The organism is Sphingomonas melonis (genome assembly GCF_013409985.1).
GTDB lineage: Bacteria > Pseudomonadota > Alphaproteobacteria > Sphingomonadales > Sphingomonadaceae > Sphingomonas > Sphingomonas melonis_A.
On the sequence record NZ_JACCBY010000004.1, the window covers coordinates 129,919 to 142,932 of the forward strand.

A 13,014-nucleotide genomic window follows, 5' to 3' on the forward strand; every position below is an offset into this window, starting at 1 on the left:
AAGAGTCGATATCCCGGGAGCGAGCGGTTAGCGTTTGAGTTTGTTGCCTCATGCATCACAGCCGATCTTCAAGGTCGAAGTACCGTCAAATGGACCAATCAAAAGTCAATCGAATAGTTCTCGGCTTGATTGTTCCCAACTGATCATAATAGGTCCCGACGCCAAGCAATTCGCCAAAGTATCGGGGAAATGTATAATCGTCTGTAACCCCGCGCTTATCGAACAGATTGTCTGCTGCCAGCGTCAAGCGCCATGACCCTGCGTCGACACCTGTGCGCAAGCCAAAGGTCTCGAAGCCCGGAATGAGGACGTATGGTGTATTGACACTCAGACGGTAGCTGTTGGGTCGGTTTGAGCTGAAGGTAAATGTCCCGCCAGCGAAGCCCTTAAGCTGATCGGAAATCGGGCGTTCATAATCAGCGGTCAACGACCCTGACCACCGTGGCGCACCAGCCATCCGTTCGCCCGGCACGGCGCCGACCCCTGTCCGTTCGTCAGACGTAATCCTGGAGTCAGTATAGGACAACGTTCCAGCAAGGTTGAGCCCTTGTACCGGCAGCAGGGTAGCCGAAGCCTCAAAGCCCTTACTATCGGCTGTCCCGTTATTGCCGCGGAAGGTTAAGCGGTTGACGATAAGAGGCAGCTGTATGGATGACCAGTCAATGTAAAAGCCTGAGAGCGTGAAGGTCGCCTTCTTGTCAGGCGTGCTCAGTTTCAGACCTGCCTCGTAGTTTGTCAGCTCCTCCGGTCCGAACGAAGGCGGGATCGCCTGCCCGACGGCGAAGAAGTTGGGTCCACCGGCGCGGTACCCAGTGGAAACATTGGCGTAGAGGAGGATATCTTTAGCCGGATGGAACCGGCCGGTCGCGCTCCAGGTAACCTTATTGTCGTCGGACGCACCGCTTCGGCCGTTGAACGCGCCGGAATTATTAGTCCCAAAACCGTTCTGATCATTGTGACTATATCGAACGCCGCCCGCAATATCAAACATGCCGTTAAAGTAGTAGGTTGCATTCGCGAACACAGCCTTCTCGGCATAGCTCGCAATTGTGCCGCTGACGTCACTGTCCAGCGACTGCATTGACGGCAGATCGATAAGGTAATCAGTCGATGTACGGTTATAATGTTCGTTGGTGTAAAAACCGCCTAGCTGCCACTCAAGACCATGGCCCGAAGCACTCGGTGACTGCAGCCTCACCTCCTGCACGAACTTGTTATTCGTGCCCTTAAAGACGGTGCTATACTGAGATGTGGGGTCGATTGCCACTGAGGTACTGGCCCGGCTGAAACGCTGCCGCGTCCAGGCGGTCGATGAGATCAGGCTGGCAAAGCCGAAGTCGTAGCTCACCACGGCATTGTACATGTTAAAGCGGTCTGACACGCCTTCGGGGATCGGTCGCGCTTGCGTCAGATCGCCAAATGCTGGCGTCTGCGTGGTGCGGAGCGCGTCGACCGAAGAGTCGCCGCCTGTGGTCAGGCGTTGGAGCAGCGCCGTCAGCTTGATGGTCAAACCGCTTAGCGGGCGGAGTTCCAGAATGGCCCGACCGCCCCTGTTCTTGGCCCAGTTCACGTCTTTCTCGTTCAGAGAGACATTGTCGATGTAGCCCGCATCCTTGCGATAGAAGCCTACCACTCGCAGAGCGGCCCAATCGGCCATGGGAACGTTGATCATGCCCTTGATGCCAAGGTCCGTACCGCCCTTGTGAACGGCACCTATGTTGGCTGATCCGGCCGCAGCAACGCGATCAAATTTCGGTGATTGGGGCACGTATTTGATAACACCCCCAAGGGCGTTGGCACCGTAAAGCGTGCCTTGCGGACCACGCAGGATTTCGACCCGCTGCAGATCGAAGGGATCCGGATCGATGTTCAGATCCCCCGACAGCGACGACGTCGCGGAGGTGTTCAACGGTACCTCGTCGAAGTACGTGGCCACGGAGGTACTCGGCTGCGTCGTACCAACATTTACGCCGCGTATGCTGATCTGAGTTCGACCTGGCGTGACGCTTTGAAACGAGACACCAGGAGCGAGACGGATGAAGTCCTGGAACGAGCTCAAGCCGAGCTCCTGAAGGCGATTGCCGCTTAGCGCAGTAACGGAACTCGCAACGTTGAGGAGGGTGTCGTCACGCTTGGCGGCGGTCACGACGATATCGCTGTCGTTCGACGCGGTCACCGCGGGTGTAGCTGCTTGATCGGCAGCGGGATCGCTATTGGTCGTGGGGGTATTCCCACTGGTCTGAGCAGAGGCACCCTGAGCGGCCAGAAGAGGAAGAGCTGCAACACTGGTCAATATAATTGCACGCGCGGCCCTGCGGATCGCGCTGATCGACGTACCAGAGACGCCTTCACCATAGCCAAAAACCGGTCCCATCTGCCCACCCCTTCCGATTCTTCCATTTCGCAAGAAACTTGCCGAACAGTCACATCGGTTTTCCATTATGTCAATAGCGGCAAAGCGACCTAGAACATCATGGTTGCGATGGCGGGCAGCCGCGCACCCGGCATCACTTAGGGGGATAAGCACCATTATTGAGGTGCCGATCGCTCGATGCCGGCAGCTCAGGACAAATTACAGTGAGGTCGTGTGAATGCGGCCAAAGCCATCGCAAACGATGACCTGGCCGTCTTGTCAAATCAGAAGGATTTACAATGAAGCGAGAGGTGTTGCTTATGTGTCTACAAGCTTCACCTTTGCTTCCTGAGCCGTAGGCTGTTCCAGCGGATCATCGCCAGCCTGTTCACTTGATGCGATGATGAGGATCCGGGCTGGTCCCGGACCCGCGTTCAGGTACACATGTCCGACATGACTATCGAAGTAGGTCGACTCGCCCACAGCTAGGCGAAGAGGTGCATAAAGGTCGGTACGAACCTCAACCATCCCTTCGAGAACATAGGCAAATTCCTCTCCAGGGTGTCTCAGCAATCCCGTGAATTCATTGAGTGATCTAGCATGTAACTCCATGATGATCGGGGAGAACCGTTTGGCGACTAGATCCTCTGCGAGGTATCTGTAGCTGTAGACACCTGCCTCGATAATAAATCCGCTGCTACTGCGTTGAACGCTGCGACGGCCCAATAGCGTTGGCATGCTGCCATAATCGAATGTGCCACCTTCTGTGAAAAGGCGAGCAATGTCCACTTGGAGTGAAGATGCTAGCTGGATCAGCTTGTCGTAGGTTAATGATCGCTGCCCGTTTTCTATTTTAGATAATGTTGACACCGCAAGACCCGTTTCTTTCGAAGCCTGCGCTAGACTCCACCCACGCTCTTTGCGGATAGCTCGGAGCGCCGCCCCCAAAGTGGGCTTATCAGATCCCGTCATTGCCTTGTTGTCTTCCGAGTTGATCGCTTCACCGCACGAACGTGGCGGATTTCGGCTATTTTGCCACATTTCTCCAACTTGGAAAGCTCTGTGTACCCTTGTTCGCTAAACGGGTTGGTCAAGCGAAGTCGGTGGATTTGAGAACCAACGCGGACCGTGCTCCGTCATGTAGAAGCAATCTTCGATACGAACGCCGAACAGGTCCGGAACATAGAGCCCTGGTTCGTTCGAGAAGCACATGCCTGGTTGAAGCCGCCCCATTTCACCATGAACCAGGTTTATCGGTTCATGGCCGTCGAGACCTATGCCGTGCCCGGTGCGATGAGACAGCCCTGGAAGCCGATATCCGGGGCCATAGCCGAGCTTTTCATAGTAACTCCTTACAGCATCATCGACCACTCCCGCCGGCTTCCCGATAATTGCGGCATGAAACGCCACCTGCTGACCTTGCTGCACCTGCGACCACAGCATTCGCTGGCGATCGGTCGGCTTGCCGACGACGAAGGTACGCGAGACATCAGATTGGTAGCCGTCGACGCTACACCCACAATCCATGAGGACAATATCCCGGGGCCGAACCACTTGTGGCTCGTTCGAACCGTGTGGCAGAGCGCTCGCTTTCCCGACCAACACCTCCTCGAATTCGGATTTCCCACCCAGCCTCTCAGTCGCGCCTTTCATGATAGCCTGTACGTCTGCTGGTTTCATGCCAACGCGAACGCGCGGCACAGTGTACCGATAGGCAGCGATGGTTATGTCCGTTGCGTACTGCATCAGCGCGAGTTCAACCGGCGATTTCACCAAACGGCATCTCGGCACGACATCCGAGGCGCTGCGGAATTTAACTCGGGGCCGGCTTCGCATCAGGCCATCGACGATAAAGAAGCGGACAGTTTCCTCAATGCCGATCACATCTACGTCTGTCGGTATTGCCGACGCAATTAGTGCGATCGGATCCTCATCTTCAAGCCATGTATGCACCTGCGCCTCAATGGCGAGCGACTCTCGTACCGAGGGTTCTTCAAATGACGGGGTGATAACGCTGATTTCGCCCATCACCGGTATCAAGGCGCAGGTTATCCGCTCGCTGCGCCACCAGTCGATCCCGGTGTAGTATCGCATGCTGGCGCCAGGCTCGACCAAAATGGCGGCAAGACCCTGCTCGCGTATAAGCACCTGTGCACGTGCAATCCGTGTGAGGATTTCAGCTGCCGTGATGGGGTTTGGTCGCGGTGGCAACGTCGCTAGCCCTGCGTGGCTCAATGGCACATTGCCTGTCGCGCCTAATGCAAGCCCCGCCGTCACCCCTCTCAATAGGTCACGTCTCCCTGTCTTATAAAAAACCATGCCACACGCCCGTATTCTGACACCTGATTGTATCTAGTATTGAAAAAATTGCCAATCCGGCAATTTCTTTTGCCGGTTCTGGCGGGCGCGCCTATTGAGCGATGCGAATGAGATAGGGCAAAATAAGGCTCCTCGCCGTGGCAGAGGCGGCAGCTACAGCGCTACATGTCCCTTGAATCTTAAGCGGAAGGACGCCCGGGCTGTTCGGCGGAAGAGTTGGTTGATTGACAGCGCGGTGGGCGCCTTTTTTCCGGAACTGACCGCCAGACATGGGAAACAGGAGAACCTCGACCGCCCAAAAAACGACCGGTTTTCTGGCGATCGAGGATTTTGCCTCCTCAGCGCACTCCGGAGATCGGAAAACCCGTTGCGGAAACCTCCGGCACATTGCAGGGTGCCGGATGTCTTTTCTGGCAGGGTAACAATGCTCATCGGATATGTGAGGGTGTCCAAGGCTGACGGGTCACAGACGCTGGCACCCCAGCGCTATGCGTTGCTCGCTGCCGGCGTCGATCCCTCGCGAATTTATGAAGACCTTGCGTCGGGGCGGCATGACGCCCGTCCTGGCCTGACCGCGTGCCTGAAGGCACTGCAGCCCGGCAACACACTGGTCCTCTGGAAGCTGGATCGTCTTGGGCGCGACCTCCGCCATCTGGTCATCACGGCCGAGGCGCTGCGCGAACGCGGCATCGGGCTTAAGGTGCTGGCGGGCGCCGGCGCGCAGATCGACACCACGACAGCCAACGGCCGTCTCGCCTTCGGCATCTTCGCGGCTTTCGCCGAGTTCGAACGTGAGCTTATTGCCGAGCGCACGCAGGCGGGGCTTGCTGCTGCACGTGCACGAGGCCGGATGGGTGGTCGGCCTCGCAAGATGGATAAGGCCACGCTGGCGATGGCGATGGCCGCCATGTCCGACCGAAACGCGATCGCAGCCGATGTCGCGCGCCGTCTCGGAATGACGACCACGACGCTCTATATGTACGTGAACGGTGACGGCACGCCTAAGGCGCCGGGCCAGGCACTGCTCGACGGTGTGCCGTACCGCAAAGAACGGCTGCAAGCCGCGTGATGCATCACGCCGCGCCTCAGCGACTAGGCATATCGTCGAGCAGGCGAGGCGATCACGTCGTGTTCAATCGACCGGGCCGAGATCGCAGCCGGCGTCAGCGCTGCGGGGATGCATACTCCCCGGCGTGGCTTGCCCGTCAGCCGCTGGGGTCGCGCCAGGATCATCAGATTCATCACCGCAGCGCCGATCAGGAACTCTTCTTCAGCTCCGCGTATGCCCCGCAGGTGAAGCCGCCTCATGCCATGCTTGCCCTTGGCGTCAGCGAAGAACCGTTCGACCCCTCGCCGCAATCGCATCGAGCGCTTGTAGAGGCCGGTTTCCGTTTCCGCTCTGGCAAGATCGCGGACGTCCTCATCATCCAGACGGACAAGAGTACGGCGTCGCGCCTTCGTGCATTTCTTTCGAAGCACGCACGCCTCGCAGTCCCGGGCATCGGCAGCATAACGGTGTACGCCGGTGGGCAGGTGAAATGCGTGGTGCCGGAGGAGCCTACCGTTCGGACAGGTAAAGCTGTCGGTGTCTCGATCATAGCTGAAGGCCGTTCGCGGCAGCTTGCCCTTGGTCTGCCGCGTCCGATCGATCACGGGGATGTGTGGGATCGCGCCGTGGTCCCGGACGAAGCCCAGGAAGCCGGCGCTGCCGTAGGCCTTATCGGCAGCAACCCGCTTGGGGTGGAAGTCGAACCGATCTGCCGCCCTCTCGAGCATGACGCGGCCGGCATCGACCTCCTCCGCGAAACGAGCCGGCGTCGCCTCGACATCAAGCGCAACGCCACTCGGGGTGTCAACCAGCGCGTTGAGGGCGTAGCCAAACCGGCCCCGCACCGTTCGCGCCGACCAGGCTGCGGCAGGATCTGTTCGAGAGACGCCTTGGCAGCTCTTCGAGCGCGCCATTTCCCAGACGGCATCTCCTGTGTCTTGCACCCATTCCCGAACCGCGCGCGATGCGTTGGCGACATACGGCAGGTAGCCAGGAACGGTCTTACGCTGCCAGCTTGCATCAGCCGCTATAAACGACGCGTCGATCGCGGCGTCTTTTCCTCCGACCAGCCTTTCGTCGATGCAGCGTCGAACGGTGCTGTCGAACAGGGTCCGGAAGACGCCGGCGTCACGGAAGCGGCCATGTCGGTTTTTGCTGAACGTCGAGTGGTGCGGAACCCTGTCTTCCGGCGCGAGACGGCAGAACCAGCGGTAAGCCAGATTGTAGCGCATCTCCTCGCACAGGCGCCGCTCGGACGTGATCGCGTAGATGCGGCCAATCAGGGTCATGCGGATGAGGAGCTCGGGATCGACCGATGGTCGCCCCCGTGCACTGTAGTGACCGGCCAGTGCCTGCCTAAGCTCGCTCGTGTCGAGACATCGGCCGATGCGACGCAGCAGGTGGTTTGCGGGCAACATGGCTTCTATGGTGCGGCGGGACGCCACTTCCCGCCCACCGCGACAGGCTGGTCCCATCATGGCGGCGCTCCTCTCGGCAGGAGTGAAACGAAGGAGCGACCCGACATGTCCGGCATTTTTCAACAGGCCCGGACGGTTGTGATCCTGCCCGTTGACGCACGGATTCGTGCCGGTTTCAAAGTGTCAAAAGGGCGCTTCACAAGCCCGCTCACGGTTCGAGGGGACGACCCGTTCACGCCCCATGCCCTCCCGCGTGAACGAGCGTCTGCTTTGTCGTGATCGACGCCCGAAAGCGGCCATTCCGGTTTCCACCAAGGCTGTGTGGAAACGGCCGTGGTTGTTGGTTGGATTGACGCGCGCGGGGTTGGTCGTTCAGCCCTGCAGTGCAGCGATGAGCCCTGGCACGCCGAGGAGGGCGATGGTGCGCTTGATGTTGTAGGCCAGGATGTGGAGGCTGGCCTCGGTCGCGACGTTCCCGACCATCCTCATGCTGCCCCGTATCAGCATCGCCCTGGGTAAGATAAGGGGATCGGATGACGCGGACATCGCATGACCACCGGATCGCGGATCAGATGGCGCGCTTCGTCGAGGGCGTCAGCGACCGTGCGGTCATGCTGCTCGACCCCGCGGGGCGGGTAACGGCGTGTACGCCGGCGACGATGGCGCTGCTCGGCTGGCCGCAGGAGGCGCTGGTCGGCCGGTCCGCCGCAATTCTCTATGCCGCCACCGATGCCGCCGACCGGCTTGCCGCCGATCTCGCCGCCGCGGCAGCCGCATCGGCGGCACATCGCTGCGAGCAATGGCGGCTGCGGCGCGACCGGTCGGAGTTCCTCGGCGAGACGATCCTGGTCGCGCTGCGCGACGACGCCGGCACGCTGACCGGCTTCGGCCAGGCGATCGCCGACGTCACCGCCAGCCACGCCTCCAGACTGGCGCGCCGGCAGAGCGAATCGCACGTCCGCTCGATCCTCGCCACCGTGCCCGATGCGATGATCGTCATCGATGCGAAGGGCCTGATCCTCTCGTTCAGCGCCGCGGCGGAGCGGCTGTTCGGCTTCACCGAAGCGGAGGTCGCCGGGCGCAACGTCAGCATCCTGATGCCCGCCCCCTATCGCGACCAGCACGACGATTATATCGCCCGCTACGAGCGGACCGGCGAGCGCCGGATCATCGGCATCGGCCGCGTCGTCACCGGCCAGCGGCGCGACGGCACGCAATTTCCAATGGAATTGTCAGTCGGCGAGGCGCGCGACGAGGGCCACCGCCTGTTCACCGGCTTCATCCGCGATCTGACCGCGCAGCAGGTGGCCGAACTGCGCATGAAGGAATTGCAGTCTGAACTGATCCACGTCTCGCGGATCAGCGCGATGGGCACGATGGCCTCGACCCTGGCGCACGAGCTCAACCAGCCGCTGACCGCCATCGCCAATTACCTGGAGGCGGGGCGCGACATCCTCGACCGGGACGGCGCGGCCGGGGCGGCGGACCTGCTGCGCGAGGCGATGGCCGAGGCGGCGCAGGAGGCCTTGCGTGCCGGCCAGATCGTCCGCCGGCTGCGCGACTTCGTCTCGCGCGGCGAGACCGAGCGCGCCGTGCAGGCGCTGCCGCCGATGATCGAGGAGGCGGCGCGGCTCGGCCTGCTCGGCGCGACCGAACATGGCATCCGCCTGTTCCGCGACTTCGATCCGGCTGCCGCGCACGTCCTTGCCGACCGGGTCCAGATCCAGCAGGTGCTGGTCAATCTGCTGCGCAACGCCGCCGAGGCGGTGGTGGGGACCGACCGGCGCGACATCACCGTCGCCACCCGCCGCATCGGCGCGATGGTCGAGATCATGGTGGCGGACACTGGCCCGGGCATCGCCGCGACGATCGCGCCACGCCTGTTCGAGGCGTTCGCCAGCGGCAAGGACCATGGTATGGGCCTCGGCCTGTCGATATCGCGCACCATCGTGGAGGCGCATGGCGGCCGGATCTGGGCGGAGCCGGGCGCCGACGGCGGCGCGGTCTTCCGCTTCACCGTCTGGAGCGGGGATACGGAGGAGGAGCATGACTAAACCGCGGCACGTCCATGTCGTCGACGACGAGGAGTCGGTGCGCCGCTCGATCGGCTTCATGCTGCGCACCGCGGGCTTCACCGTCGCGACCTGGGAAAGCGGCGTCGCCTTCCTGCGCGTGGCCAAGGCGGCTGAGCCGGGCTGTATCCTGCTCGACGTGCGGATGCCGGAGATGGACGGCTTGGCGGTGCAGCGCGACCTCGCGGCGAGCGGCATCGCCATGCCGGTGATCGTCCTGACCGGCCACGGCGACATCGCCACCGCGGTCGCCGCGATGCAGGCGGGGGCGATCCACTTCCTCGAAAAGCCGTTCGAGAAGGCGGCGCTGCTCGCCGCGCTCGCGACCGGGTTCGAGCGGCTCGACAGCCACGACGCGGCCCTGGCCGACCGGCAGGCGGCGGCGGTGCGCATCGCCGCGCTGACCCCGCGCGAGCGCGACGTGCTGCACGGCCTCGCCCGCGGCCACCCCAACAAGACGATCGCCTATGACCTGGGCATCAGCCCGCGCACGGTCGAGGTGCATCGCGCCAACGTGATGACCAAGCTCGACGTCCACAGCCTGTCCGACGCGCTGCGCATCGCCTTCGCCGCGGGCATCGGCGGTATCGGGAATATTCCGTAACGACGCCGCCGCTGCGAGCCGCCACACCGGCGGTTCCGACAGTGGAGGATAAGATGACGAACAGCCAGAGCCCGCCCCCCGTCCGCCGCGCGCTGTTGGTCGAGGACGACGAGGGGGTGCGCCGCTCGCTGCAACTGCTGCTGCACTGGCGCGGTTTCGAGGTGCGCTCCTTCGCCGCCGCCGGGCCGTTGCTCAGCACCGCCGCGATCGAGCCGGCGGACCTCCTGATCGCCGACTATCGCCTGCCCGACGGCACCGGCATCGACGTCGCGCGCGCGCTGCGCGCGCGTGGCTGGGCCGGCCGGTCGATCCTGATCACCGGCTTCCCGCATGCGGATGTGAGCGAAGCGGCAGCGGCGCACGGCTTTGCCGCGGTGCTGGAGAAGCCGTTGCGCCCGCACCTGCTGGTCGCGGCGCTGAAGGACGGTGCGGCGTCCGTATAATTGCGGATGCACGGCCCAGGCGGCGCGCTCTAGCCAGAGGGGGTTACGATCCTCCAGCACGGGGCGAATGCCATGAAGACCATCCTTCTGCTGATCCACGACGATGACGGCCAGGAAGGGCGCCTGCAGGTGGCGCTCGATCTCTGCCGCGCCACCGGCGGGCATCTCTCCTGTCTCGATGTCACCTATGCGCCGCCGATCGTCGGCGGCTTCTACGACGATGCCTATGCCGTCGGCGAGTTGCTCGTCGAGGAGACCGCACGCGAGCGGGACAACAAGCGCATGCTGACCGCGCGCCTGGCCGGCGAAGACGTGCCCTGGGACTGGATCGACATGACCGGCGACTTCGCGCCCTGTCTGCAACGCGCCGCGGCGCTGGCCGACGTGATCGTCGTCAACCGGCACGTCGGCGGGCTGTGCTACCCCGACATGCGCGGCGCGACCGCCGAACTGGTCGTCCGGTCGGGCAAGCCGGTGATCGCGGTGCCGCCCGCCTGCCGGCGGCTCGACCGCGACACCGCGCTGGTCGCCTGGGACGGCTCGCACGCCGCCACCGCGGCGCTGCGCGCGGCGGTGCCGCTGCTGCAACGCACCGGCCGCGTCACCATCGTGGAGGGGCAGGACGGATCGGTCGTGATCCCCGCCGAAGACGCCGCGACCTATCTGTCGCGCTATGACGTCCATGCCGAGGTGCGCCGGCTGGCGACGCCGCGGGGCGCCGGCGCGGCGCTGCTCGCCGAGGCCGCGTCGGGTGCGTTCGGCTATCTGGTGATGGGCGGGTTCGGCCATGCCCGGCTGACCGAGATGCTGTTCGGCGGGGTCACCCGCGCGCTGCTCGCCGACTGCCCGATCCCGCTCTTCCTGGCGCACTGACGCGCCCACCCCTCTACCAGCCAAGGAGGCCATCCATGAACCGTGTTCTCGGCGCGACGCTCGCGCCCGCCCTCGCGCTCGTCCTCGCCACCCCCGCCGCCGCGCAGAGCGACGCGCGCGTCGGCCTCGCCCGGGGCGACGTGCTGCTGCGGCTGCGCGGCATCCTCGTCGCGCCGAACGAGCGGTCGAGCGGCATCGCCCCCGCCTTCCCGTCCGAACGGGTCAAGGTCGGCGACGCGGTGATGCCCGAGGTCGACCTGACCTGGATGGCGAGCGACCATATCGGCGTCGAACTGATCGCCTCGACGACCAAGCACACCGCCGCCGGCCGGACCGGCACGACCGGATCGATCGGCGATCTCGCCTCGACCTGGGTGCTGCCGCCGACCGCGACGGTCCAATATCATCTCAACCCGCGCGGCCACGTCCGGCCCTATGTCGGCGGCGGGATCAACTATACCGTCTTCTGGAACGAAAAGGCGTCCAAGGGGCTGGAGGCCGCCGTCGGCCGCACGCGCGTGCACATGAGCGACAGCGTCGGCTGGGCGGCGCAGGCGGGCGTCGACATCGATCTCAACCGCCGGCTGTTCCTCAACCTCGACGCCAAATATATCGACATGGACACCAACGTGCGTCTGACGACCACGGCGATCGGCACGCAACGGACGCGCCTGCACCTCGATCCGTTCGTGTTCGGCGTCGGCGTCGGCCTGCGGCTGTGAGCCGAAGGGGGGCGGCTGGTACTGCCGCCCCCGCGTTCACCTAGGCGGCGAAGTCGAGCACGATCCGCCCCTCGATCGTGCCGGCGCGCATCCGGTCGAACACCGCGTTGATGGACTCTAGCGACGCGGTTTCGTAGATCGCGCGCACCTTGCCGAGCGCGGCGAAATCGAGCGCTTCCTGCAGGTCGAGCCGCGTGCCGACGATCGACCCGCGCACGGTGATGCCGTTGAGTACGGTATCGAAGATCGGCAGCGGGAAATCGCCGGGCGGCAGGCCGTTGAGCGCGATCGTGCCGCCGCGCCGGGTCATCCCCATCGCCTGCGCGAAGGCCCGCGTCGAGACGGCGGTGACCAGCACGCCCTGCGCGCCGCCGATGCTCTTGCGCACGAAGGCGGCCGGATCGGTCTCGCGCGCGTTGACCGTCAAGGCGGCGCCCAGCCGTTCCGCCAGCCGCAGCTTGGCCTCGTCGACGTCGACCGCGACGACGTTGAGCCCCATCGCCACGGCATATTGGACCGCCATATGCCCGAGCCCGCCGATCCCGGAGATCGCGATCCAGTCGCCCGGCTTGGTATCGGTGACCTTGAGCCCCTTGTAGACGGTCACCCCGGCGCACAGCACCGGCGCGATCTCCGCGAAATCCGATCCCGCGGGCAGGTGGCCGACGTAATCGGGATCGGCGATGACATAATCGGCGAAGCTGCCGTTGATCGAATAGCCGGTATTCTGCTGGCTCTCGCACAGCGTCTCCCAGCCGCCGAGGCAATGCACGCAATGACCGCAGGCGGAATAGAGCCAGGGAACGCCGACCCGGTCGCCTTCCTTGACATGGGTGACGCCGGCCCCGACCGCGGCGACCGTCCCCACCCCTTCGTGACCGGGAATGAACGGCGGGTTGGGCTTGACCGGCCAGTCGCCATGCGCGGCGTGGAGATCGGTATGACAGACGCCGCACGCCGCCACCTTCACGAGGATCTGGCCACGCTCGGGCCTTGGCACCGCCACCTCCTCGATGACCAGCGGGGCGCCGAATTCCCGCACCACCGCGGCCTTCATCGTGTTGTCCATGTCGATCCTCCTCGTCAGACCAGGTGCGAGGCTTCACGGTCGGTTGCGGACACCGCCGTGCCGCGTCGCCAGTGCGGCGCACGGCCGGCATCG

At 63.7% G+C, this 13,014-nt stretch carries 11 protein-coding genes; 6 read left to right on the top strand and 5 right to left on the bottom strand.

Annotated elements, in window-relative coordinates; translation table 11 throughout:
• Positions 1 to 85 precede the first annotated feature (85 nt).
• The 3 genes from HD841_RS14120 to HD841_RS14130 form a co-directional block, all read right to left on the bottom strand.
• Positions 86 to 2,374: a TonB-dependent receptor gene (locus HD841_RS14120; RefSeq protein ID WP_179509534.1), complete on the bottom strand. Its 2,289-nt coding sequence runs from the start codon at positions 2,372 to 2,374 to the stop codon at positions 86 to 88.
• Between the two features lie 297 nt (positions 2,375 to 2,671).
• Positions 2,672 to 3,325, bottom strand: coding sequence for a helix-turn-helix domain-containing protein (locus tag HD841_RS14125; protein ID WP_179509535.1), 654 nt, complete (start codon positions 3,323 to 3,325; stop codon positions 2,672 to 2,674).
• Positions 3,326 to 3,430: 105 nt separating this feature from the next.
• The gene (locus HD841_RS14130) at positions 3,431 to 4,672 is read right to left on the bottom strand and encodes a M24 family metallopeptidase (RefSeq protein WP_179509536.1); all 1,242 of its coding nucleotides are present in this window, start codon (positions 4,670 to 4,672) and stop codon (positions 3,431 to 3,433) included.
• Between the two features lie 424 nt (positions 4,673 to 5,096).
• Here HD841_RS14130 and HD841_RS14135 point away from each other — a divergent pair, with 424 nt between their 5' ends.
• Positions 5,097 to 5,741, top strand: coding sequence for a recombinase family protein (locus HD841_RS14135; RefSeq protein WP_179509734.1), 645 nt, complete (start codon positions 5,097 to 5,099; stop codon positions 5,739 to 5,741).
• A gap of 23 nt (positions 5,742 to 5,764) precedes the next feature.
• Here the strand turns inward: HD841_RS14135 and HD841_RS14140 are convergent, their stop codons facing one another.
• Complete coding sequence (locus HD841_RS14140) at positions 5,765 to 7,198, bottom strand: transposase (protein ID WP_257015582.1); 1,434 nt, start codon at positions 7,196 to 7,198, stop codon at positions 5,765 to 5,767.
• A 473-nt stretch (positions 7,199 to 7,671) separates the two neighbouring features.
• On the opposite strand from HD841_RS14140, the gene HD841_RS14145 reads away from it, so the two are divergent.
• The 5 genes from HD841_RS14145 (at position 7,672) to HD841_RS14165 (ending at position 11,852) form a co-directional block, all read left to right on the top strand.
• A complete protein-coding gene (locus tag HD841_RS14145) occupies positions 7,672 to 9,192 on the top strand; it encodes a PAS domain-containing sensor histidine kinase (RefSeq protein ID WP_257015584.1) in 1,521 nt (506 codons plus the stop codon).
• Positions 9,185 to 9,814 (top strand): response regulator transcription factor, encoded by a 630-nt coding sequence (locus HD841_RS14150; protein ID WP_179509537.1) that lies wholly within the window; start codon positions 9,185 to 9,187, stop codon positions 9,812 to 9,814. Before HD841_RS14145 ends, HD841_RS14150 begins: the two co-directional genes overlap by 8 nt.
• A gap of 53 nt (positions 9,815 to 9,867) precedes the next feature.
• Positions 9,868 to 10,257: a response regulator gene (locus HD841_RS14155; protein ID WP_179509538.1), complete on the top strand. Its 390-nt coding sequence runs from the start codon at positions 9,868 to 9,870 to the stop codon at positions 10,255 to 10,257.
• 72 nt (positions 10,258 to 10,329) lie between these two features.
• The gene (locus HD841_RS14160) at positions 10,330 to 11,130 is read left to right on the top strand and encodes a universal stress protein (protein ID WP_179509539.1); all 801 of its coding nucleotides are present in this window, start codon (positions 10,330 to 10,332) and stop codon (positions 11,128 to 11,130) included.
• Between the two features lie 35 nt (positions 11,131 to 11,165).
• Positions 11,166 to 11,852 (top strand): OmpW/AlkL family protein, encoded by a 687-nt coding sequence (locus tag HD841_RS14165; protein WP_179509540.1) that lies wholly within the window; start codon positions 11,166 to 11,168, stop codon positions 11,850 to 11,852.
• Positions 11,853 to 11,892: 40 nt separating this feature from the next.
• Here the strand turns inward: HD841_RS14165 and adhP are convergent, their stop codons facing one another.
• Entirely contained in the window at positions 11,893 to 12,921 is a 1,029-nt protein-coding gene (gene adhP / locus HD841_RS14170; protein WP_179509541.1) for an alcohol dehydrogenase AdhP, read from the bottom strand.
• Between the last annotated feature and the right edge of the window lie 93 nt (positions 12,922 to 13,014).

Bases quoted from the DNA above. Each gene is read 5' to 3' on its own strand.
- HD841_RS14135 (WP_179509734.1), top strand. From the start codon at position 5,097: ATGCTCATCGGATATGTGAGGGTGTCCAAGGCTGACGGGTCACAGACG.
- HD841_RS14155 (WP_179509538.1), top strand. From the start codon at position 9,868: ATGACGAACAGCCAGAGCCCGCCCCCCGTCCGCCGCGCGCTGTTGGTC.
- HD841_RS14120 (WP_179509534.1), bottom strand. From the start codon at position 2,374: ATGGGACCGGTTTTTGGCTATGGTGAAGGCGTCTCTGGTACGTCGATC.
- HD841_RS14160 (WP_179509539.1), top strand. From the start codon at position 10,330: ATGAAGACCATCCTTCTGCTGATCCACGACGATGACGGCCAGGAAGGG.
- HD841_RS14150 (WP_179509537.1), top strand. From the start codon at position 9,185: ATGACTAAACCGCGGCACGTCCATGTCGTCGACGACGAGGAGTCGGTG.
- HD841_RS14140 (WP_257015582.1), bottom strand. From the start codon at position 7,198: ATGATGGGACCAGCCTGTCGCGGTGGGCGGGAAGTGGCGTCCCGCCGC.
- HD841_RS14125 (WP_179509535.1), bottom strand. From the start codon at position 3,325: ATGACGGGATCTGATAAGCCCACTTTGGGGGCGGCGCTCCGAGCTATC.
- adhP (WP_179509541.1), bottom strand. From the start codon at position 12,921: ATGGACAACACGATGAAGGCCGCGGTGGTGCGGGAATTCGGCGCCCCG.
- HD841_RS14145 (WP_257015584.1), top strand. From the start codon at position 7,672: ATGACGCGGACATCGCATGACCACCGGATCGCGGATCAGATGGCGCGC.
- HD841_RS14165 (WP_179509540.1), top strand. From the start codon at position 11,166: ATGAACCGTGTTCTCGGCGCGACGCTCGCGCCCGCCCTCGCGCTCGTC.
- HD841_RS14130 (WP_179509536.1), bottom strand. From the start codon at position 4,672: ATGGTTTTTTATAAGACAGGGAGACGTGACCTATTGAGAGGGGTGACG.